17 protein-coding genes and 1 pseudogene are annotated in these 21,236 nt (G+C 64.8%); 9 read left to right on the top strand and 9 right to left on the bottom strand.

Going from position 1 to position 21,236, the window contains the following annotated elements:
- The first annotated feature begins 2 nt into the window (after window positions 1-2).
- Window positions 3-3,272 carry a transporter substrate-binding domain-containing protein gene (locus F3J45_RS10005; protein ID WP_167061061.1) on the top strand — a complete coding sequence of 1,090 codons (3,270 nt, stop codon included), beginning with the start codon at window positions 3-5 and terminating at the stop codon, window positions 3,270-3,272.
- Here the strand turns inward: F3J45_RS10005 and F3J45_RS30495 are convergent.
- The 3 genes and pseudogenes from F3J45_RS30495 to F3J45_RS09995 all read right to left on the bottom strand — a co-directional run bounded on the left by F3J45_RS30495 (window position 3,247) and on the right by F3J45_RS09995 (window position 5,699).
- Window positions 3,247-3,684 carry a methyl-accepting chemotaxis protein gene (locus tag F3J45_RS30495; RefSeq protein WP_370526364.1) on the bottom strand — a complete coding sequence of 146 codons (438 nt, stop codon included), beginning with the start codon at window positions 3,682-3,684 and terminating at the stop codon, window positions 3,247-3,249. The genes F3J45_RS10005 and F3J45_RS30495 overlap by 26 nt on opposite strands.
- Window positions 3,685-3,783: 99 nt before the next feature.
- A pseudogene (locus F3J45_RS30490) lies at window positions 3,784-4,566 on the bottom strand (PAS domain-containing protein); the annotation flags it as partial.
- 113 nt (window positions 4,567-4,679) lie between these two features.
- Window positions 4,680-5,699 (bottom strand): LacI family DNA-binding transcriptional regulator, encoded by a 1,020-nt coding sequence (locus tag F3J45_RS09995; RefSeq protein ID WP_167061056.1) that lies wholly within the window; start codon window positions 5,697-5,699, stop codon window positions 4,680-4,682.
- Between the two features lie 207 nt (window positions 5,700-5,906).
- Between F3J45_RS09995 and F3J45_RS09990 the strand changes: the two genes are divergently transcribed.
- The 4 genes from F3J45_RS09990 to F3J45_RS09970 all read left to right on the top strand — a co-directional run bounded on the left by F3J45_RS09990 (window position 5,907) and on the right by F3J45_RS09970 (window position 9,117).
- Complete coding sequence (locus tag F3J45_RS09990) at window positions 5,907-6,446, top strand: gluconokinase (protein ID WP_167061053.1); 540 nt, start codon at window positions 5,907-5,909, stop codon at window positions 6,444-6,446.
- Window positions 6,447-6,569: 123 nt separating this feature from the next.
- Window positions 6,570-7,922: a GntP family permease gene (locus F3J45_RS09985; RefSeq protein ID WP_167061050.1), complete on the top strand. Its 1,353-nt coding sequence runs from the start codon at window positions 6,570-6,572 to the stop codon at window positions 7,920-7,922.
- An 83-nt stretch (window positions 7,923-8,005) separates the two neighbouring features.
- Entirely contained in the window at window positions 8,006-8,299 is a 294-nt protein-coding gene (locus tag F3J45_RS09980; RefSeq protein ID WP_167061047.1) for a hypothetical protein, read from the top strand.
- Between the two features lie 671 nt (window positions 8,300-8,970).
- On the top strand, window positions 8,971-9,117 hold the full coding sequence (locus tag F3J45_RS09970; RefSeq protein ID WP_205300460.1) for a hypothetical protein: 147 nt from the start codon (window positions 8,971-8,973) through the stop codon (window positions 9,115-9,117).
- Between the two features lie 245 nt (window positions 9,118-9,362).
- Here F3J45_RS09970 and F3J45_RS09965 read toward each other — a convergent pair whose 3' ends face one another.
- The 4 genes from F3J45_RS09965 to F3J45_RS09950 all read right to left on the bottom strand — a co-directional run bounded on the left by F3J45_RS09965 (window position 9,363) and on the right by F3J45_RS09950 (window position 14,697).
- Window positions 9,363-10,787: a sigma-54 dependent transcriptional regulator gene (locus F3J45_RS09965; RefSeq protein WP_167061044.1), complete on the bottom strand. Its 1,425-nt coding sequence runs from the start codon at window positions 10,785-10,787 to the stop codon at window positions 9,363-9,365.
- Window positions 10,762-12,252 (bottom strand): PAS domain-containing sensor histidine kinase, encoded by a 1,491-nt coding sequence (locus tag F3J45_RS09960; RefSeq protein WP_167061042.1) that lies wholly within the window; start codon window positions 12,250-12,252, stop codon window positions 10,762-10,764. The genes F3J45_RS09965 and F3J45_RS09960 overlap by 26 nt, the downstream gene beginning before the upstream one ends.
- 288 nt (window positions 12,253-12,540) lie before the next feature.
- A complete protein-coding gene (locus F3J45_RS09955; RefSeq protein WP_167061039.1) occupies window positions 12,541-14,001 on the bottom strand; it encodes a HAMP domain-containing sensor histidine kinase in 1,461 nt (486 codons plus the stop codon).
- A gap of 102 nt (window positions 14,002-14,103) precedes the next feature.
- Complete coding sequence (locus F3J45_RS09950) at window positions 14,104-14,697, bottom strand: lytic transglycosylase domain-containing protein (RefSeq protein ID WP_167061035.1); 594 nt, start codon at window positions 14,695-14,697, stop codon at window positions 14,104-14,106.
- A 183-nt stretch (window positions 14,698-14,880) separates the two neighbouring features.
- On the opposite strand from F3J45_RS09950, the gene gspG reads away from it, so the two are divergent.
- A complete protein-coding gene (gene gspG / locus F3J45_RS09945; RefSeq protein ID WP_167061031.1) occupies window positions 14,881-15,306 on the top strand; it encodes a type II secretion system major pseudopilin GspG in 426 nt (141 codons plus the stop codon).
- A gap of 11 nt (window positions 15,307-15,317) precedes the next feature.
- Window positions 15,318-16,508: a type II secretion system F family protein gene (locus F3J45_RS09940; protein ID WP_167061028.1), complete on the top strand. Its 1,191-nt coding sequence runs from the start codon at window positions 15,318-15,320 to the stop codon at window positions 16,506-16,508.
- Window positions 16,509-16,523: 15 nt separating this feature from the next.
- On the opposite strand, the gene xerC is transcribed toward F3J45_RS09940, so the two are convergent.
- Entirely contained in the window at window positions 16,524-17,438 is a 915-nt protein-coding gene (gene xerC / locus F3J45_RS09935; protein WP_167061024.1) for a tyrosine recombinase XerC, read from the bottom strand.
- Between the two features lie 126 nt (window positions 17,439-17,564).
- Between xerC and F3J45_RS09930 the strand changes: the two genes are divergently transcribed.
- Window positions 17,565-18,212, top strand: coding sequence for a DUF1345 domain-containing protein (locus tag F3J45_RS09930; RefSeq protein ID WP_167061021.1), 648 nt, complete (start codon window positions 17,565-17,567; stop codon window positions 18,210-18,212).
- 401 nt (window positions 18,213-18,613) lie between these two features.
- Entirely contained in the window at window positions 18,614-18,874 is a 261-nt protein-coding gene (locus F3J45_RS09925; protein ID WP_167061018.1) for a DUF1652 domain-containing protein, read from the top strand.
- Here the strand turns inward: F3J45_RS09925 and F3J45_RS09920 are convergent.
- Window positions 18,871-20,958: a bifunctional diguanylate cyclase/phosphodiesterase gene (locus F3J45_RS09920; RefSeq protein WP_167061014.1), complete on the bottom strand. Its 2,088-nt coding sequence runs from the start codon at window positions 20,956-20,958 to the stop codon at window positions 18,871-18,873. The genes F3J45_RS09925 and F3J45_RS09920 overlap by 4 nt on opposite strands.
- Window positions 20,959-21,236 lie beyond the last annotated feature (278 nt).

The following is a 21,236-nucleotide window of genomic DNA, read 5'->3' as shown; positions in this document are numbered from 1 at the left end:
CCATGATGCGATTGCTGGCCAGCCTGTTCCTGGCCATCGGCCTTGCCTGCCAGGCGCAGGCCGCCCCGGCCGATGGCGAACCCCGTCACCTGCTGGCACGCGCAACCGGCGCCGCCCAGCCCCTGCAATTGAACGAAGCCGACCGGCAGTGGCTGGCCCAACGCGGTGCCCTGCGCCTGGGCAGCTCGCGCCCGGACTACGCGCCGTTCGAGATCAACGTCAGCCTGGGCGACTATGAAGGCCTGACTGCCGATTACGCCGGGCTGATCGCCGAACAATTGGGCATTCCCATCGAAGTCAGGCGCTACCCCAGCCGCAGCGACGCCATGGCCGCCCTGCATGAAGGCAAGATCGACCTGTTGGGTAGCTCCAATGCCTTCGAAGCCGCTGATGCCCATGTCAGCCTCAGCCAGCCCTACGCCGACGACCTGGCAGTGATTGCCACCCGCCAGGACCGCGACTTCGAGCATGACCCGACCCTGGCCGGCCTGCGCCTGGCGATGGTTGACCACTACTTGCCCAGCGACGCCGTGCGCAAGCTCTACCCCCTTGCCCAATTGAGCCTGTACCGCTCGACCTTGGCCGGGCTGGCCGCCGTAGGGCTCGGGGAGGCGGACGCTTACCTGGGCGATGCCATCAGTACCGATTACCTGATTGGCAAGAGTTACCAGGGCACCATGAAGATCGATCACTTCTCCCCCGCGCCGCCGGGTGCCTTCTCGTTCGCCATGGCCAAGGACAACCCCCGGCTGATCCGCCTGGTGGACGCTGCCCTGGGCAGAATCAGCGAAAGCGAGCGGCTGGGTATCCTGCGCCGCTGGACCAGCGGCAATACCAGCCTGCTGCTGGAACGTCACCTGTCAGCGCTCAGCGCCGAAGAGCAGGCCTGGATCAGCCACAACCCGACCGTCAGCGTACTGATCGACCCCGCGCTGGCCCCCCTGACCTTCAACGATGCGCAGCAGCAGCCAAGCGGCATCACCGTCGACCTACTCAAGCAGATCAGCCTGCGCACCGGGCTGCAGTTCAGCTTCCATACCCGTGACTCGGTGCAGCAGATGGTCGAGCAGGTAGGGCGCGGCGACGCGCAGATGATCGGTGCGCTGGGCTATGGCCAGGGGCGTGCGAACCTGTTGCGTTATACCCGCCCCTACCTGGTCAGCCCGCGCGTGCTGGTAACCGCGCAACAGGCCAACTGGCCACTGCGCGGCAGCAGCCTGGACGGGCAACGGGTCGCCTTGCTGCGCGGTTCGCCGTTGCGCGCCGAGGTGCAACAACAGTACCCCACCGCTCGGGTGGTGGAAGTGAACAACCCCCTGGGCCTGATGGAAGCCGTGGCCAACGGCGAAGCCGATGTCGCCTACAGTAGCTACATCAACGCCAGCTACTACCTCAACCACGTGTTCAAGGGCAGGCTGAAGATCGCCAGCGTGCTGGGAGACGACCCGGCCACTGCGGCGTTTGCCGTGGCGCCGGACCAACCGCAACTGCAGTCTATCCTCGACAAGGCGTTGCTGAGCATTCCGCCTGAGGAGCTGGACCAACTGGTCAACCGCTGGCGCAGCAGCACCCTGGTCAGCGACGGGCCGTGGCGCAATTACCGCGCCCTGGCCTTGCAGGTGTTGGTGCTGTCGGCGTTGTTGCTGGCGGGCGTGGTGTTCTGGAACAGCTACCTGCGCAAGTTGATACACCAGCGCACCGAGGCGCAACGGGCACTGCAGGCGCAATTAAGCCTGAGCCGCGGCCTGCTCGAACAACTGCGCCAGGCCAAGGACGAAGCCGAACAGGCCAGCCAGACCAAAAGCACCTTCCTGGCCACCATGAGCCATGAAATCCGCACGCCGATGAACGCGGTGATCGGCCTGCTGGAACTGGCGGTCGAAGACAGCCAGGCCGGCCGCAGCGACCCGCAAACCTTGCAAACCGCACATGATTCGGCCGTCGGCCTGCTAGGGCTGATCGGCGACACCTTGGATATTTCACGCATCGAATCCGGCCACATGACCCTGCACCCCGTGGCCACCGACCTGGCCGAGCTGGTGCGCAGCATCATGCGGGTGTTCGACGGCAACGCCCGGGCCAAGGGGCTGCACCTGCGCAGCGAGCTGCCAGACGAGCCGATCTGGGTGCAGGCCGACCCCTTGCGTTTCAAGCAGATCCTGTCCAACCTGCTGAGCAATGCCATCAAGTTCAGCGACCGCGGCGACGTTCACACCTGCCTGCAAAGCACCCGCCGTGGCGACAGCCTGCACCTGGTGCTGCATGTGCGCGACAGCGGCATAGGAATTGGCGCTGCCGACCAGGCCCGGCTGTTCAATGCCTTCACCCAGGCCGACGGGCCACGGGCCAGCCAGGGCGCAGGCCTGGGGCTGGTAATCAGCCGCTCGCTGGCCGAGCTGATGGGCGGCACGCTGACCCTGCAAAGCGTCGAAGGCGTCGGCACCCGGGTCGAAGTCCAACTGCAGCTGCCGGCCAGCCAGGCGCCGGCCCCCATCGAGGCGGACGCACCCGCGCAGGAAGGCAGCGCCGAACCCCTGCACATCCTGGTGGTGGACGACTACCCGGCCAACCTGATGCTGCTGGAGAAACAGCTCAAGAGCCTGGGGCACCAGGTGAAGCTGGCCGAAAATGGCGAGGTGGCCTTGGCCTTGTGGCATAACGAACACTTCGACCTGCTGTTGACCGACTGCAGCATGCCGGTCATGGATGGCCACGCGCTGGCCCGTGCCATCCGCCAGCAGGAAAAGGCGCTTGGCCTGCGCGCCTGCCGGATCATCGGCGTCACCGCCAATGCCCAGGCCGAGGAGCGCGCACGCTGCCTGGCCAGTGGCATGGACGACTGCCTGTTCAAGCCCATCGGCCTGCGTACCCTGAAAGCCCATCTACCCCAGGTACACCCGGTTGCTGACACCCCAGTGGCCACGGCCAGCGGCTTCAACCTCAACGAACTGCAGCACCTGACCCAAGGCGACCTGCAACTGACGCGGCACCTGCTCGAACAGGTGGCGCAAAGCGCCAGTGAAGACCTGGCCACCCTGCGCGCCCTGGGCGCTGCGCCCGAGCAGGGCGCCCTGCATGCCATCACCCACCGCATCAAGGGCGGCGCCAAGATGCTCAGGGTGCGTGGCCTGGCCAATGACTGCGAGGCGTTGGAGCAGGCCCTGGCCAACGGCTTGCCGACCCATGCCCTGCACCTGCGGCTGGATGCCAGCCTGCAGGCCCTGCAGCAGGAACTGGCCGAAGCCCTTAGTGCAATTGCAACGTCGAGTTGATCTGGCTGATGGCATCGACCACATGCCGCGACCCCTGCTGGATTTCCATGATCACCGTGCCGGCCTCGTTGGCCAACGCCACCCCTCGTCCGGTACGGGTCAGGCTCGATTGCATGCTGGCCACGGCGGTCAGTGACAGGTCATGGTTCTGCCGCACCACGTCGACGATCTCCAGCGTTGCCTTGCTGGTGCGCGCGGCCAGGCTGCGTACTTCGTCGGCGACCACCGCAAAGCCGCGGCCATGCTCCCCGGCGCGGGCCGCTTCGATGGCGGCATTGAGCGCCAGCAGGTTGGTCTGGTCGGCAATACCGCGAATGGTCAGCACGATCTGACCGATCACGTCCGACTGCTTGCTCACCGCATCGATGGTGCGCGCGGCGTCATTGAGCTCATGGGAGATCTGCTCGATCACTTCCACTGTCTGCTGCACCACTTCCGAGCCTTTGCGCGCGCAAGCATCGGTTTGCACGGAGCTGGCATGGGCCGCCTCTGCGGCGCTTTGCTGGGTGCTGACCTGCGCGGTGATGTCGCTGGCGAACTTCACCACCTTGTACAGGCGGCCCTTGCTGTCGAAGATGGGGTTGTAGGAGGCTTCGAGGTACACCGTCTGCCCCTGCTTGTTGACCCGTTCGAAGCGGTGCGAATGGTATTCGCCGCGGTTGAGCGAGGCCCAGAACTCACGGTAGTGGCTCGATTCGCGCTCATGGGGCAAGCAGAACAACCCGTGATGGCGGTCCAGCACTTCCTCAAGGCGGTAACCCATGGTCAGCAGGAAATTGTCGTTGGCTTTCATCACCCGCCCTTCGGGGGTGAACTCCACCACCGCCATGGAGCGGCCAATGGCCTTGAGCAAGCTTTCGCTCTCGTGCTCATGCTGCACCCGCTGGGTGATATCGGACGCCACCTTGATCACGCTGGTGACCTGCTGGCGCTCGTCGAGCACGGGCATGTAGCTGGCCTCCAGCCATACCTCCCGGCCAGCCTTGTTCAGCCGCTCGAAGGTGCCGCTGATGGCCTTGCCCTGCCCCAGTTCGCGCCACAGCTGCTGGTATTCGGCGCTCTTGGTGTAGGTGGGGTCGCAGAACAGCCGGTGATGCTTGCCGCGCAGTTCATCGGCCGCGTAGCCCATGGCCTGGCAGAACTGGCTGTTGGCATCGAGGATGGTACCGTCAGGGGCGAACTCGATCATCGCCATTGAACGGCTGATCGCGGCCAGTTTGGCCTGGCTGTCGGCCAGGGCTTGGCGAGCACGCTGAAGCTCAAGCAAGTCGGATTTATTGTGGAAGTCGAACATGACGCCGGCATCCTCTATGCGCAGGGTTTCCTGAGCATAGATCGGCGCCGTCGCCATGCAAGCAATCTAATATCACCTTGTAATTAGTCTGCTCCGCCCAGGCGATAAAAGGCTCATGAGCTTTCCCGCACCATCAGCTCGAACCCCAGGTCCTGCTGTTCGGTGGCCACCCGCTTGCCATCGAGCAAGGCCAGCAAGGCCTGGGCTGCACCCCGGCCAACGGCGGCCCGGGGCGTGCGGATCGAGGTCAGGCGCGGCACCATGTGCGCCGACGCTGGCAAGTCGTTGAAACCGACCATGGCGACCTGGCGTGGCACCTCCACGCCCTGGCGCAACGCCTGCAGCACCGCGCCCTGGGCCAGGTCGTCGTTGCAGAAGAAAATGCCGTCGACGTCCGGTGCCTGGGCCAGCAGTTGGCTGAACAGCTCGCTGCCCAGGGCAATGGATGACGGTTGCGGCGTCAGCATCTCCAGCTCGGTGGCCTGCAAGCCGGCCTCGGCCAGTGCCTGGCGGAAACCCTCGGCGCGCTGCATCACCCGCGGGTCGAGCTGGGCGGCGATGAACGCCAGGCGCCGCCGGCCACGCTCGATCAGGTGCTGCGCTGCGGCGCGGCCGGCCTGTTGCTGGGAGAAGCCCACCGACAAGGCGCCCGCCTCGCCGCCCAGCTCCATCATGTGCACGCAGGGTACGCCGCTGGCGGCGAGCATCTGCCGCGCCGCGTCGCTTCGGTCGAAGCCGGTGAGCAGCATGCCGCAGGGCTGGTAGGCCAGGTAGTTGCGGATGAGGTTTTCTTCTTCCTCGCTGTCGTAGTGATAGTTACCAATCAGCACTTCCAGCCCGCGCGGGCGCATCACTTCGTGAATGGCCTCCAGGGTGTCGATGAACAGCTGGTTGGACAGCGACGGGATCAACACCACCACCGAATGGCTGCGCGCCGAGGCCAGTGCCCGCGCTGCAGGGTTGGCGACATAGCCCAGCGCCGCCGCGGCTGCAGCGACTTTTTCCGCCAGCTCCGGGGCAACCGTGCTCACCCCGCGCAGCGCGCGCGAAGCGGTAATCGGGGAAACCCCGGAAAGCCTGGCAACTTCCGCCAGAGTGGGACGACCGGTGGTGCGAGAGCCTGTGCGCGACATGAATGTTGTAATTTTACTACTTGCAGGAATGGGGAACGGCCACTAAGGTAGCGCTGTCTCAGGATGCAGGCAATGTAATCTTTGGTAGTGGCGACTACACGCACCCTGCCAAGCGTCCATACTGCGTGAGGACAAGACCAATAACACCGGGGAGGCGGCGTTTCGTTCATAGCGAGACAGCGCTGTCTCACCCCGCAGGAGGTACTGATGAATTCTCCCCTGTCCGCCATCGTGGTGATGGGCGTGGCCGGCTGCGGCAAAAGCTGCGTCGGCGAGGCCATTGCCCACAAGAGCGGCGGTCGCCTGATCGAAGGCGACGCATTCCACCCTGCCGAAAACATTCGCAAGATGAGCGCCGGCATTCCCCTGGACGACGACGACCGTGCCGGCTGGCTGGTACGCCTGGGCCAGGAATTGCAAGCCACGGTGAAGGCTGGCGAACGGCCAATCCTCACCTGCTCGGCGCTCAAGCGCCGTTACCGCGACACCTTGCGCGCCGCCATGCCGGAACTGGCCTTCGTGTTCCTCGAACTGACCCCCGCCGAAGCAGAGAAACGCGTGCTGGCCCGCCCCGGCCACTTCATGCCGGCCAGCCTCATCGACAGCCAGTTCGCGGCCCTCGAAGCGCCCCACGGCGAGCCGCTGACCCTGGCCCTGGACGCTACCCGGCCGATCATTGAACTCGCCGCCTCGGTCGACACCTGGCTAAAGCCCTGCGGTGAGCAGGACCTGGCGCACACTGCCTGACCCGGCGGTTTTCCCGCTCACCAAAGACAGCGCTGTCTCGACGCCAAAGCGCGGCGAAAGTTCCAAAAAACTGCTCTATTAACGCAACGCCAAAAACAACGATAAGACCGAGGCCTCAAAACCATGTTCGGACTGGCTACAGACACCTACCTGCTGCTCGACGCCCTGGTAACCATCGTCGGGCTGATTCTGCTGATCACCCATTTCAAGGTTCACCCCTTCGTCGCCCTGACCCTCGCTGCCGGGTTCCTCGGCCTGACCTCCGGCATGCCGGTGGCCAAGGTGATGAAGTCGTTCCAGGACGGCTTCGGCGGCGTGCTCGGCTTCGTCGGCATCGTCCTCGCCCTGGGCACCATGCTTGGCAAGCTGATGGCCGACTCCGGCGGCGCCGACCAGATCGCGCAGACGCTGATCCGCGCCTTTGGCAAGAAGAACGTGCACTGGGCCATGATGTGCGCCGCCTTCCTGGTCGGCATCCCGCTGTTCTTCGAAATCGGCTTCGTGCTGCTGGTGCCGCTGGTGTTCATCGTCGCCCGGCGCTCTGGCGTGTCGCTGATCAAGATCGGCATCCCGCTGCTGGCCGGCCTGTCGGTGGTCCACGGCCTGGTTCCACCGCACCCGGGCCCACTGCTGGCGATCGGCATTTTCCACGCCGACATCGGTAAAACCATCTTCTATGGGCTGCTGGTGGCGCTGCCTACCGCGATCATTGCCGGCCCGCTGTTCGGCAGCTTCATCGCCCGCCATATCCCGGGCAACCCGTCCCAGGAACTGATGGAGCAGATCGCCAAGGAGTCCGACCAAAGCAACCTGCCCAGCTTCACCATCACCCTGGTGACCGTGCTGCTGCCGGTGGTGCTGATGCTGCTCAAGACCTTCGCCGACGTGGTGTTGCCTGCCGAGCACATCGTGCGCCAGTGGATGGACCTGATCGGCCACCCGATCACGGCCCTGCTCGCGGCCCTGCTGCTGGCCTTCTACACCTTTGGTTCGGCGCGCGGCTTCAGCCGCCAGCAGATCATGAAGATGCTCGACCAGAGCCTGGCGCCAACCGCCGCGATCGTGCTGATCGTCGGCGCCGGTGGCGGCTTCAAGCAGATGTTGGTGGACACCGGCGTGGGCAACGTGATCGGGCAAATGGCCGTGCAAGCCCAGATTTCGCCCATCCTGCTGGCCTGGCTGGTGGCGGCGGTGATCCGCATCGCCACCGGTTCTGCCACTGTGGCCACCATCACCGGTGCTGGCATCGTCGCGCCGGTGATCGACCTGGTGCCGGGGGTGAACCGTGAACTGCTGGTGCTGGCCACTGGCGCGGGGTCGCTGATTCTGTCCCACGTCAACGATGCCGGCTTCTGGCTGGTGAAGCAGTATTTCAACATGACCGTGGCCGAAACCTTCAAGACCTGGAGCATGATGGAGACGATCCTGTCGATCGTCGGCATCATCCTGATCATGGCCCTTTCCACGGTGGTGTGACCGCTGATCGGCGGTCTGGCACGTTGCGGCTTCGGGCAGGGACAAAAGGGGTACATGCCCTGCCCGAAGCAAAGGAGCCTGCCATGACCCGTTCAAGTCTTCTGCTTGCCGCCCTGCTCGCCTCGCCGCTGGCCCTGGCCATCGGCACCGGGCCAACCTACCCCGACGACCCGCACAACCCGGCGCCACAGCCTGGGGTCGACAGCACCCTGAACCCGATCGAAAAGCCCATGCCACGGGACACCGACCCGCGCATACAGGGTGACGACCCCGAGAATCCGCCGGCCAAGCTGAACGATGACCGCGACCTGCCGGGGATGGATGGCAGCGGCTCGGAGGGCATGGGCCGCCAGGGTAGCGGCGACACACAGCGCTGATAGCCTATCCCCTCGCCGCGGCAGCCTAACTGCATCGCGAATTCCCTGTAGGAGCGAGCGCAGCTCGCGATGGGGCGCGCAGCGGCCCCAACGTCTCAGCTTCGCGGCGCTTACCGCCGGGGCTGCTCTGCAGCCCATCGCGAGCTACGCTCGCTCCTACCGGGGCGGCGTTGGCCTGGCGTGCGCTGTCTACCCCGACGCCCCCCACAACCCGGCGCCACAGCCCGGGGTCGACAGCACCCTGAACCCGATCGAAAAGCCCATGCCACGGGACACCGACCCGCGCATACAGGGTGACGACCCCGAGAATCCGCCGGCCAAGCTGAACGATCCCCGCGACCTGCCGGGAATGGATGGCAGTGGCTCGGAGGGCATGGGCCGTCAGGGTAGCGGCGACACACAGCGCTGATAGCCTATCCCCTCGCCGCACCAGCCTAATTGCATCGCGAATTCCCTGTAGGAGCGAGCGCAGCTCGCGATGGGGCGCGCAGCGGCCCCTAGCTCTCAGCTTCGCGGCGCTTACCGCCGGGGCTGCTCTGCAGCCCATCGCGAGCTACGCTCGCTCCTACCGGGGCGGCGTTGGCCTGGCGTGTGCTGTCTACCCCGACGACCCGCACAACCCGGCGCCACAGCCTGGGGTCGACAGCACCCTGAACCCGATCGAAAAGCCCATGCCACGGGACACCGACCCGCGCATACAGGGTGACGCCCCCGAGAATCCGCCGGCCAAGCTGAACGATGACCGCGACCTGCCGGGAATGGATGGCAGTGGCTCGGAGGGCATGGGCGGCCAGGGTAGCGGCGAAACACAGCGCTAACAGGTTGCCCCTCTCACCCCGCCCCTATGGAACAAACCGCAAATATCTGATTTAACGGAGAATCCTGTAGGAGCGGGCTTGACCCGCGAAGCAAGCACCGCGGTGCATGGCTGCGCCGGTGTTCGCGGGGCAAGCCCGCTCCTACAAAGGATGGCGGCGCGCCTACGTGCAATGTTCCCTGCGCGACAGCGCAGCCCGCAGGGGCTGGGTTATCTTCTACAGGATGCTTCGTTAAATCAGAGCGCTCACCACTGCCGCTTGTCGGGCCGGCTCAACCCGAGCTTTTCAATCCGGTAACGCAGCATATCCCGCGAAAGCCCCAAAATCCGCGCCGACTTGGTCACGTTCCAGTCGGTGCGGTCCAGGGTCTTGCACACCAGGTCCCGCTCCATGTCCGGCAAGCTGGTGCACGCTTGCGGCTCGTAGCGGGGCATCTCGTACACGGTCGCCGTGGGCTGCGCCAGCGGCTCGTCAACCAGCGTCATGCACAGGTTTAGCTGGTGCGCCTGCACCACCTCGTTGGGCGCCAACAGCACCGTTTGCTCCAGCATGTTGCGCAGTTCACGCACATTGCCGGGCCAGGTGTAACTGAGCATCAGCGCTTCGGCCTCGGCACTGAAGCGCAAGTTCGGCTTGCCGTAGCGGCGCCCGTGGTGGGCCAGGAAATGCCGGGCCAGCAACAGCACATCCTGCCCACGCGCATGCAGGCGCGGCACCTTCAGGGCAATGATGCGCAGGCGGAAGAACAAGTCGCGGCGAAACTTGCCCTGCTGCACCATCTGCTCCAGGTTGCAGTTGGTGGCACTGATGACCCGCAGGTCGACCTTGCGCTCCTTCACCGCACCAATCCGGCGAATGCTGCGGTCCTCCAGCAACTTGAGCAGCTTGGCCTGGAGCACCAGGTCCATCTCGCCGATTTCATCGAGGAACAAGGTGCCACCATCGGCCGCCTCCACCAGCCCGACGCGACGCTCCTTGGCATCGGTAAAGGCGCCCTTCTCATGGCCGAACAGCTCGGCTTCCAGCAGGTTGGCCGGGATCGACGCACAGTTGAACTCGATGAACGGCCCCTTGGCACGCGAGCCATCGAAATGCAGGGCCCGGGCGACCAGCTCCTTGCCGGTGCCGGTTTCACCCTCCACCAGCACCGGCGGCAAGTCGTCGCTGGCCATGCGCCGCTCGGCGTCGAGCACCTGCTGCAGGGTGTGCTTGAGGCTGACCATCGCCGGCGACTCGCCAATCAACGCCTGCAAGCCCGACTTCTGCGCCTCGCGCTCCTGGTAGAACGACAAGGTCCGTTCCATGCGCTCGGTGGCCAGCGCTTTGTCCAGGGTCAGCTTTAGCTCGGCCAGCACCACCGGCTTGGTCAGGTAGTGAAAGGCGCCCTCCTTCATGGCCTGCACGGCATCCTCGACGTTGCCGTAGCCGGTCATCATGATCACCTTCAACTCCGGCGCCTGCGCCACCAGTGTACGCAGCAGGTCGTGGCCGCTCATGCCGGGCAGCGAGTTGTCGGTGAGCACCGCGTCGGGCTGCGCCCGCTTGATCTGCTCCAAGGCAAGTTCCGCGGTGTCGCAGAGCACCACTTCGTAGCCCTTGAGGCTCAGGTAGGTGCGAATGTTCTCGCCGAGAACCTCATCGTCCTCAACGACCAGAATGCTGTGGTCCATGGTCCCCTCCCGCTGCAATATTGAAAGTGAGGCTGACGCGGGTTCCTTCCTCTTCACGGCTGCTCAGGCTGACCGAGCCGCCGAAACGTTCCATGATGCGTTTGACCAGGGCAAGGCCCACGCCCAGGCCGCCCTGCTTGGTGGTGAAGAACGGCTTGAACACCATCCGCTCCTGTTGCTGGGTCATGCCCTTGCCGGTATCGCTCAACAGCAACTGCGCGCGCCCACCGTCCTGCACAGTCACCTGGGCACGCAGCTCGCCACCCTTGGGCATGGCTTCCAGGGCGTTGGAGAACAAGCTGTTGAGAATCTGCGTAAGCTGCAGCGACTGGCTGGCCACCCATTGCAGCTGCGGCCCTTCGAAGGTGAACCGCACGCCATTGCGCTCGATCTGCTGGGCGAACGCCAGGTAGGTGTCTTCGATGGCCGCCACCAGGTCCACCACTTCGGGGTTGTCGCTGGTCGGGCGCAGCGACACCAGCAGCTCGCGCACCCAGCGCGACATGCGGTCGACCTGGCTGATGATGTCGGTGATGTTCTTCTGCGCCAGCGGGCTGGCGATTTCCTGCGCCAGCTCGGCGCTGGAGCGAATGTTGGCCAGCGGGTTGCGCAGGCTGTGGGCCACCGCCGAGGACATTTCCCCCAGCGCCACATAGGTTTCGCTGGCCACCAACCGCTCCTGCTGGTGCTGCAGCATCAGCGATGCCCGGCGCACGATCCAGAACAGGCCGAAGTAGATCAGCGCCCCACCCACCAGGGTCGAGGCCCAGATCAGCACATAGCCGCGCTGGATGCGGCGAATCAGGTCCTGGGGCTCTTTATAGATCTCGACCATGGCCAGCACCTGCTCGCCCTGGCTGTCGAACAGCGGAATGTAGTTCTCGATGAACAGGTGGCGCGGCTCACGCTCGAACTGCTGCTCCTCGCGGTCTTCCTCAGGCTTGTGGTAACTGGCGGAAACCGACTTGCGCGAGCGGAAGGCGTGCTCCAGGTCATCGTCATCGCTGATGCGCTTGCCCACCAGTGACGGGTTGGTCGACCAGACGATACTGCGGTCCCTGGCATAGACATTGGCCAGCAAGGCGTCGGGCAGGTGCGCGACATGGTCGAGGAATTCCTCCCGTGTCGACTCGGCCAAGGCCGGGCTGAACTGCAGGTGCTGCTGGTCAAAGCGCGCGTCGATCAGCTCGCCCATGGTGGTACCTGGCGGCAGCTGCGAGTGGCGCACCTCGGCCTGGGCCATGGCCTGGATGAACTGGGCGGTGAGCATGGCGTCGCGCTGCACGCTGTCGCGCACGACGAAACGGGTGGAAACATAGCCCAGGCCACCGGCCACCGCCGTGATGATCAGCAGGCTGATCAGCGAGAACCAGCGCAGCAGGTTGAACGGCTGAAACGGCGCGGCAAGGCCACTGGCAGGCAGGCTTGCCGTTTTGCCTGGAAGGTCGTTTCCCAGCATCTGCATCGCATGGCTCCCGCTTGGGGATGTTATTCAGAAGGCCACCCACTCACTGCTACGACTGGTAGCGATAGGGTGGCGCTGTCCCTGACTGACGTAACGGCCGTGTGTCGCACATGGGTAAAAGCAAAAAATCAGCCAACGGTAAACCCAATTTAAATATCCATAAATATCAATGCATTACTACTACATCCTAGATTCCTTATCATGAAAATTCCCCACATTTGGGTATTTTTCACCCAAAAACCATAAGCCTTTATTTATCAGTTATTTACAAGAAATACTTGATGCAAATTATCCTTTATTCGCCAAGCGAAAGGTCAGCGATACCCGGGTGCCGTGCCCCTGGCTGCTGCTCAACCTGACCGAGCCGCCGAAGCGCTCCATGATCCGCCGCACCAGCACCAGCCCCACACCCAGGCCGCCCTGCTTGGTACTGAAAAATGGCCTGAAGGCCATGCGTTGCTGCTGCTCGCTCATGCCCTTGCCGTTGTCGGACAGGCGCAGGGTAACGCTGCGCCGGTCGCGCTTCACCAGCTCCACCTTCAGCCGCCCGCCCTCGCCCATCGACTCCAGCGCGTTGTCGATCAAGCTGCTGAACACCTGCGCGAGCAACGCCGGCTGAGCCAGCACCTGAACCGCCGGCAACGCGGGAACATCCAGGGCCACACCCGCACGGGCCAACGGCACGGCGAAGGCCTGCAGGCTTTCTTGCAGGGCCTGGGACAACTCCACCGGCACCGTCTCGTCATTGAGCGGGCGCAGCGACTGCAACAGCTGGCGAATCCACTGCGACATGCGGTCGACCTGGCTGATGATTTCGTTGATGTTGCGTTGCGCCGGGCCCTCGTCGAAGGCCTGGGCCAGCTCTGCGCTGGAGCGAATGCTGGCCAGCGGGTTGCGCAGGCTGTGGGCCACGGCCGACGACACCTCGCCCAGGGCCACATAGGTTTCACTGCCGATCAAGCGTTTCTGTTGCACCGCCATCAACCGCACGGCCCGGCGCATGATGGTGTACAGGCCGACATACACCAGCGCAGCACCAACGGCGATGGCCACCCAAAGCAGGATCAGGCCATGCTCGATACGCACGATCAGGTCGTGGGGCTCCTTGTAGATCTCCACCATGGCCATGACCTCGTCGGCGTCGGCATCGAGCAGCGGTATGTAGTTTTCGATGAACAATTGCTCGGGGGGCGTGATGAACTTCTGCTCGCTGCGCGCCTGCTCGACAGAGTGGTAGCTCGCCGACACCCGCAGGCGATACTCGAAGGCCCGGTCCAGGTCCTCGTCGCCTTCGATCAGCTTGCCCATCAACGCCGGGTTGCTCGACCAGATCACCGTGCGGTCCGGGGCATAGATGTTCACCAGCAGCATGTCGGGCAGATGGGCGATATGGTCCAGGAACTCGCCACGGGCCTTGCGCCGCGCCTGGGGGTCGACACCCGGCATGGCCGTATGGTCGGTGCGCGGGTCGAGCAGTTCGCCCATGGTGCGTATATCGGGGATCGACACATGGCGCACCTCGGCATCGGCAATCGAGGTGATGAACTGCGCCGTGAGCAAGGCGTCGCGCTCGATGCTCTCATCGATGATGAAGCGGCTGGAGATCAGCCCCAGCCCTGCCGCCACCGAGAGGATGAATGCCAGGCTGACCCAGGCGTACCAGCGCAACAGGTCGAATGGCTTGCGCGCGGCGCTGGCCTCGCTGCCGGCAGGCGGCGCTGGCATGGCGTGACGGGGGGCGATGTCCATGTCGGACTCCACGGCTGGGCACCTGTTGAAGGTTATAGCCCAGTGTTGGGGAAACCCCGCGTGGTTCAGGACGAAATGCGCGCTTTATGCAGCCCTCCCCGGTTACAGCGGTGAATCGTCGGCCAGCCCCTGCAGCTTGCGGTACTCGCGCAACACCGCCGGCACGTAGCGCCGGGTTTCGGCGAACGGCGGCACCGCGCCGCGGCGCAGCACCGCGTCGGGGCCTGCGTTGTAGGCGGCCACGGCCAGGGTAATGTCGTTGTCGAACAAGGTCAGCATGCGCTTGAGGTAGCGCGCACCGCCCTGCACGTTGTCCTCGGGGTCGAGGATATCCTCCACGCCCATTTCCCGGGCCGTGTCGGGCATCAGTTGCATCAAGCCCACGGCGCCGGCCCGTGAGCGGGCCTTGGGGTTGTAGCCGGACTCAGCCTTGATCAACGCATGCAACAGCGCCTGGGGCACATTGTGCGCACGTGCCGCCGCCGCCACCAGGTCGGCATAGGGCCGGCCGGTGATCAGCTGCGCATCGCGGGGGCCGGCCTGGGCCACAGGTTCGCTGATCACCCGGTCGTAATGGCGCCCCGGCCGGTGAACGTTGCTCAGTACGTAGCCGCCCTTGGCATCGATGGAAATGTACACATCGGCCTGGGCGCTTGCCGCCGCCAGCCACAGCATCACCAGGATCATCGCGCGCATGTCGGTCGCCTCCCCGCCGTGCCCCCGTTGTGGGGGAAATGCCCCGGAAAACCCGGGCTTTGCTGATACACCGCAAGCACTGTGCCGCTTGCCATGGCGCATGGCGCAAGGCCCCGAGGCAGACGTGCACGGCTGTTGCATGGGGCTGTGAAAAGCCTGTCCCCAGCAGCGGAGGTCTACACCATGCAGCGCAAACCCAACCCCCAACGCGGCTTTACCCTGCTCGAACTTCTGGTCGTGCTGGTGGTGCTCGGCCTGTTGGCCGGCATCGTCGCCCCCAAGTACTTCAGCCAGCTCGGCCGTTCCGAAGCCAAGGTGGCGCGGGCGCAGATCGAGGGCCTGGGCAAGGCCCTGGACCTGTACCGCCTGGAAGTGGGGCATTACCCCAACAGTGAGCAAGGCCTGCAGGCCCTGGTGGCCGCCCCCAGCGGCGAGCCGCGCTGGACCGGGCCGTACCTGCAGAAGGCGGTGCCCCAGGACCCTTGGGGCCGCCCGTACATCTACCGGCAACCCGGCGAGAACGGCGGCGAGTACGACTTGCTGTCGCTGGGCAAGGATGGCCAACCCGGCGGCGAAGGCGAAAACGCCGAAATCACCAGCTGGCAATAAGGAGAACGACCATGCGCTATAGCCTCAAGGCCCTGGGCAGACAGGGCGTGGTGCAGATCCAGATCGACGCCGAAGACGCCGAGCAGGCCCGCCGCCAGGCCCAGGACCAAGGCTTGCGGGTGGTCAGCGTGCGCGGCCAGGGCCGCAACTGGCGGGCATTGGCCTGGCGCCGGGCAACGGTGTTCGACCTGGTGCTGTTCAGTCAGGAGCTGACCACCTTGCTGCGCGCCGGCCTGCCCTTGATCGACGCGCTGGAAAGCCTGGCGGAAAAGGCCCCCCTGGGCACGCCGCGCAAGGTGCTGAGCGAGCTGGTGCGCCAGCTGTACGAAGGCCGTTCGCTGTCGCAGGCGTTGGCCCAGCAGCCACGGGTATTTCCCCCCTTGTATGTGGCGCTGGTGCAATCGAGCGAGCGCACCGGCGCGCTGGGCGATGCCCTGGCCCGCTATATCGGCTACCGCCAGCGCCTGGACCTGGTGCGGCAGAAACTGCTGGGCGCCTCGGTCTACCCCCTGCTGCTGTTGCTGGTAGGCGGCGGCGTGGTGCTGTTTCTGCTGGGCTACGTGGTACCGCGCTTCAGCCTGGTGTTCGAGGGCATGGGCAGCGAACTGCCCTGGCTGTCGCGGGTTTTGATGGATATCGGCCTGTTCCTGCATGCCCAACAGCTACCCCTGGCCCTGGCCACGGCAGGCGGCATTGGCGCCTTGGTGGTGTTGCGGCGCAACCCCCAACTGCGGCGCTTTGGCTCGCGCCAGTTGCGGCGCCTGCCGGCCCTGCACCAGCGGCTGGTGATGTATGAGCTGGCACGCTTCTACCGCTCCCTGGGCATCCTGCTGCAGGGCGGCATTCCGATCCTCACCGCCATGGGCATGGCCCGCGGCCTGCTCGGCAGCACCTCGGCCCAGGGCCTGGAGCAGGCCAGCCGGCGGGTGGGCGAAGGGCTCTCGCTGTCCGATGCACTGGAACAGGGGCAATTGGTGACCCCAGTGTCGCTACGGCTGCTGCGCGCCGGCGAGCAGTCAGGGAACCTGGGCGAGATGCTTGAGCGCTGCGCGGATTTCCACGACCAGGAAATCGGCCGCTGGGTGGAGTGGTTCGTCAAGCTGTTCGAACCCCTGCTGATGACCTTCATTGGCTTGCTGATCGGCTTTATCGTGATTCTGATGTACATGCCGATCTTCGAGCTGGCGTCGAGCATCCACTAGCCTGTGGCCGTAAGCTCAATAGTCGAAGCGGTCCACCGCCCGCCGCCGCTCATTGTCATCGCGCCGGTCATAGCTGGCCGTGGTCTGGATATTGGCATGGTGGGCCAGTTTCTGTGCAATCGACAGGTCGTGCTCCTCGATCACCCGGGTGATGAACGCCCGGCGAAAATCGTGGGGCATGATTTTCACCCCCACCTGCGCCCCGCGCTGGCGGGCGATGTAGTAGATCGCATGCTTGGTGATGCGCGCACGGGTGATGTGGCTGCCACGGCGGATCCGGTTGAACAGGAACGGGTCGTCCGATGCGCCTTCGGGCAGGTCCTGGCGGCGCAGGTCGAGCCAGGCTTGCAGCTTGTCGAAGGCCCAGGGCGGCGCGTACTTGATCAACTGCCGGTTGCCCTTGCCGGTAACCTGCAGGCTACGGGCCTGGAAATCCACTTGGCTCAGGTCGATGTCCACCGATTCGGACTTGCGCATGCCGGTGCCATACAGCAACGCAATGATCGCCGCATCGCGAACGCCCTGGGGCCTTGGGTCGGCGGCGCACACGTCCATCAGCTCGCGAATCAGGCTACGGCGCAGGTTGCGCCCAGGCGGCAGGCGGCTACCGCTGGCCGGCTTGACCTCGCGGATGCGCAACAGGCGCTCGTGGTCGATCAGGCCCATGCGCCAGGCTTCGTTCATCACCCCGCGCACCGCATTGACATACAACGACGAGCTGTTGGGCGCATAGCCATCGGTGCGCAAGGCGGCCACCAGGCCGATCAGGTGGCCGGGTTCCAGCAGGTGCCAGGGCATGTCGGCCAGGTTGCATTCGACGAAGCCGAGCCGGTCGGCGGCGTCCTGGAGCACGTAGCGCATGGTTTGCTGGCTGGAGGGGGCCAGGCGGGCGAGGTATTGCAGCAAGGGGCTGTGCGAAAGATCGGACAAAACGTGAATCCTGAAGCGAAACGACTGCGCGCAATGGTACCGCAAAGCGCGGCGGTTGATCGAACCCGCACTGCCTGGGCGATCTGTGGTCTAGAGTTCAAGCCAAGCAAACGCCAGCGAGCCCCTATGGTTCTTCATCGCCTCACCCGTACCCACCCCCGCCTGAGCATTGCCGCCCTCGCCGGCGTGATCGGCGCCTGGCTGATACCCGCCGACGACACCGTGCAGCGAGTGCTCAGCGGCTGGAACGTCGGCGTCTGGCTCTACTTGTTGCTGGTGCTGTGGTTGACCTGCCGGGCCAGCCCGGAAACCGTGCGCAAGGTGGCCCGGGTCGAGGACGAGAACGCGGGGTTGGTGTTGTTCACCGTGTGCATCGCTGCCATCGCCAGCCTTGCCGCCGTCACCTTGCAGTTGGTGTCCAGCCGCGGCCTGCAGGGTGGTGCGCTGGCGCTGCACTACCTGTACACCGGGTTGACGGTCGCCGGCTCATGGTTGCTGATCGGCTGCATCTTCAGCCTGCATTACGCCCGGCTGTTCTATACCGGCGACCGCCATGAGCCGGCACTGCGCTTCGCCGACGGTGAACGCAACCCGGATTATTGGGATTTCCACTACTTCTCGTTCACCATCAGCGTTGCCGTGCAAACGTCCGACATCGGCGTGGGTGGGCGTGGCATGCGCCGGGTGGTGTTGGCCCATTCGTTGGTGGGGTTCGTGTTCAATACAGCGATTCTGGGGTTTACCATCAATATTGCGGCTGGGTTGTTGGGGTGAGCGGTTGGGCGCCTCAACCCCTTGTAGGAACGGGCTTGCCCCGCGAAACAGGCACCGCGGTGCATGGCACCGGCTTCGCCGGTGTTCGCGGGGCAAGCCCGCTCCTACAGGGAATTGGCACCTTGCGCACGCTCTAGCCGTTCGTCCGAAACAGCCCCTCCCGCCCGCTTGCGATCAGATAGCCAGCTAAGCACCTTTTCCGCCGGTAACCACCATGGAAAACGTTTGCCTGCGCACATGCCGCCCAAGCGCCTTGCATGACAAGCCTGTGAACACCGTCATGCATTAGTACATTTGTCTTATTCGCCCATCATTCTCAACGGCGCCGAGTGCTATGTTTACTATCCCGGTGCCGCGCTGTGGCCCCGATCACCCTGCCCAGGACGGGCAAGGAGGCTGGCATGAACAAACTGACGTTCCCCAACGCCTGCCAGGTGATGCGCTGGCATTTCCACCCGCTGGGCTTCGAAGCCAGCATGGATGCGCCGCGCAGCATGGTCGCACGCCTGTTCGACCGGGCCACCGGTGAAACCCTGCTGGCCATTGCCGGCATTCCCTGCACGGCGATCATGGCCGCGGCGGATGTGGAACGCATCATCGAAGCCGTCGAGGCCGAAATGGAAACCTTCGCCCCGGCCTTCAGCCTGCGCGATGCAGGCTAGACAGCCAACTCGCTTTGCACGCGCAACGCCTGCAAATTACCCATGAACGCCTCCGCAGGTACCGGCTGCCCAAGCAAGTAGCCTTGTAGCGAATCACAGCCCAGCCGTGTCAGGAATGCCTGCTGGCGGTCGGTTTCCACCCCTTCGGCAACAATTCGCAGGCCCAGCGCCTGGCCAAGAGCGACAATCGCCGAAACGATCGCCGCATCGTCGCTGTCCTGCTCCAGGTCGCGCACGAAGCCGCGGTCGATCTTCAGCTCGTTGGCCGGCAGGCGCTTGAGGTACATCAGGCTCGAATACCCGGTGCCAAAATCATCGATCGACAGGTCCACACCCATGTCGGACAAACGCTGCAGCACCATCAGGCTGGCATCGGCGTCATGCATGGCAGTGGTTTCGGTAATTTCCAGGGTCAGCCGGTTGGCCGGCAGGCCGTTATCGGCAAGGGCGCGGGCAACGCTGTCGACCAGGCTGGCATGGCAGAACTGGATGGCCGACAGGTTAACCGCCATGCGCCATTCGGCGTGGCCCTGGTCCACCCACTGGCGCATCTGCCGGCAGGCTTCATCCAGTACCCACTCACCAATCGGGATGATCAGGCCGGTCTTTTCCGCAAGGCCGATGAAACGGTCGGGCAACAGCAACCCATGCTGGGGGTGCTCCCAACGCAGCAAGGCCTCGGCACCGATTGGCTGGCAGGCCTGGGCGTCGAACTTGGGCTGGTAGTGCAAGCGGAACTGCTTGTGCTCCAGGGCCTGGCGCAAGTCCTGCAGCAGCTGCAGTTGCTGGCGCGCGTTGCTGTTCATCGAGGCGTCGAAGAAGCTGTAGCCGTTCTTGCCCGCGCTCTTGGCATGGTACATGGCGGCGTCGGCATTGCGCAGCAACTCAAGCTGGTCCTGGCCATTACCGGGGTACAGGACGATGCCCAGGCTCGCGGTCAGCTGCAGGTCGTGCTCGGCAACGCGGAAGGTACGCGACACCAGGTTCACCTGCTTGACCGCCACATCCATGGCATCGTCCGGTTCCTGCAACTCCACCAGCAGCACGAACTCATCGCCGCCGATGCGCGCCAGGGTATCCTGGCTGTGCAGGTGGCCCCGCAGGCGCGCCGCCACGGCCTTGAGCAGCAGGTCGCCGACATGGTGGCCGAAGGCATCGTTGACCGGCTTGAAGCCATCCAGGTCGATGAACATCAGGGCAAAACAGCCACCCTGCTCCGCCACCTTGCCAATGGCCTGGTCGATCCGGTCGGACAGCAACGTGCGGTTGGGCAACCCGGTGAGGGTGTCGTGCAGGGCCAACTGGGTCAGTTCCTGGTTGGCCAGGGTCAGCGAATGGGCAAGCTCGGCGGTGCGCGCCTCCAGGCGTGCATCCAGCACCGAGGTCAGCAGCGCCACCGCCAACACCGCCAGGGTGGTGATCAGCACCAGGTAGACCAGGCCCTCGCCTTGCACGCCGCCGGCCAGCGCGCCGCAGAAGCTGCCTTCGGGGAAATTCGCCGCGGCCATGCCGGTGTAGTGCATGCCGACGATGGCAACCCCCATCAACATCGCCGCCAGGCCGCGGATCTGCCGCACGTAAGGCGTATGCTGGCGCAGGCGGAAGGCGATCCACAAGGCAGCGGCCGAAGCCCCAACCGCTATGGCCAGCGAGGCACCGAACAGGGTGGGGTCGTAGTCGATGCCAGGCAGCATGCGCATGGCGGCCATGCCGGTGTAGTGCATACAGGCAATGCCTGCGCCCATGATCAACGCGCCCAGGCCCAGTTGCAGGCTGGGCAGGCTCGGCTGGCTGACCAACCAGAGGGCAAAGCCAGAGGACAAGACGGCGATCAGCAACGAAAACGCCGTCAGGCCGATGTCGTAGCCCAGGCTGATGGGCAGGCTGAAGGCGAGCATGCCGATGAAATGCATCGACCAGACGCCAATCCCCATGGCCAGCGCGCCGCCGCCCATCCATAGGTACACGGCGCGTCCCTTCGCCGTGGCGATGCGGCCCGTGAGATCCAGGGCGGTATAGGACGCCAGGATGGCCACACACAGTGAGATCAACACCAGCGAGGAAGAGTAGCTACCGGTCAGCATTGGCAGTTCCAACATCGGGACAGGGGGCCCGGGAAAAACTGACGATTGTACTCAAGCTTTGGCGAAACGCACGGGGTTTCTGCGAATGGGAATGGATCCAACCGGTGTACCTGGGCGCTGTGGCGCTTGGGCTAGAGCCCGTGCAGCGGCGAATGGCGGCACATTGCCACTTGTCGCCTGACAGCAGAACGACACCGAGTTGGTAGGAGCGAGCAAAGCTCGCGATGGGGCGCGCCGCGGCCCCAGGTTTCAGCTTCGCGGCTGATAACGCCGGGGCT

Origin of the sequence: Pantoea sp. Ap-967, from assembly GCF_011752565.1 — a bacterium.
In the GTDB taxonomy this organism is placed as follows: domain Bacteria; phylum Pseudomonadota; class Gammaproteobacteria; order Pseudomonadales; family Pseudomonadaceae; genus Aquipseudomonas.
The sequence above is the reverse complement of the archived record's forward strand: the minus strand, read 5'-3'. Positions and strand labels throughout refer to the sequence as shown.

Coding starts and splice junctions, on each gene's coding strand:
- F3J45_RS09955 (WP_167061039.1), bottom strand. CDS start 14,001: ATGGACATCGCCCCCCGTCACGCCATGCCAGCGCCGCCTGCCGGCAGC.
- F3J45_RS09950 (WP_167061035.1), bottom strand. CDS start 14,697: ATGCGCGCGATGATCCTGGTGATGCTGTGGCTGGCGGCGGCAAGCGCC.
- F3J45_RS09995 (WP_167061056.1), bottom strand. CDS start 5,699: ATGTCGCGCACAGGCTCTCGCACCACCGGTCGTCCCACTCTGGCGGAA.
- F3J45_RS09930 (WP_167061021.1), top strand. CDS start 17,565: ATGGTTCTTCATCGCCTCACCCGTACCCACCCCCGCCTGAGCATTGCC.
- F3J45_RS09925 (WP_167061018.1), top strand. CDS start 18,614: ATGAACAAACTGACGTTCCCCAACGCCTGCCAGGTGATGCGCTGGCAT.
- F3J45_RS09960 (WP_167061042.1), bottom strand. CDS start 12,252: ATGCAGATGCTGGGAAACGACCTTCCAGGCAAAACGGCAAGCCTGCCT.
- F3J45_RS09940 (WP_167061028.1), top strand. CDS start 15,318: ATGCGCTATAGCCTCAAGGCCCTGGGCAGACAGGGCGTGGTGCAGATC.
- F3J45_RS09985 (WP_167061050.1), top strand. CDS start 6,570: ATGTTCGGACTGGCTACAGACACCTACCTGCTGCTCGACGCCCTGGTA.
- gspG (WP_167061031.1), top strand. CDS start 14,881: ATGCAGCGCAAACCCAACCCCCAACGCGGCTTTACCCTGCTCGAACTT.
- F3J45_RS09970 (WP_205300460.1), top strand. CDS start 8,971: ATGCCACGGGACACCGACCCGCGCATACAGGGTGACGCCCCCGAGAAT.
- F3J45_RS09980 (WP_167061047.1), top strand. CDS start 8,006: ATGACCCGTTCAAGTCTTCTGCTTGCCGCCCTGCTCGCCTCGCCGCTG.
- F3J45_RS09990 (WP_167061053.1), top strand. CDS start 5,907: ATGAATTCTCCCCTGTCCGCCATCGTGGTGATGGGCGTGGCCGGCTGC.
- F3J45_RS09920 (WP_167061014.1), bottom strand. CDS start 20,958: ATGCTGACCGGTAGCTACTCTTCCTCGCTGGTGTTGATCTCACTGTGT.
- F3J45_RS09965 (WP_167061044.1), bottom strand. CDS start 10,787: ATGGACCACAGCATTCTGGTCGTTGAGGACGATGAGGTTCTCGGCGAG.
- F3J45_RS10005 (WP_167061061.1), top strand. CDS start 3: ATGATGCGATTGCTGGCCAGCCTGTTCCTGGCCATCGGCCTTGCCTGC.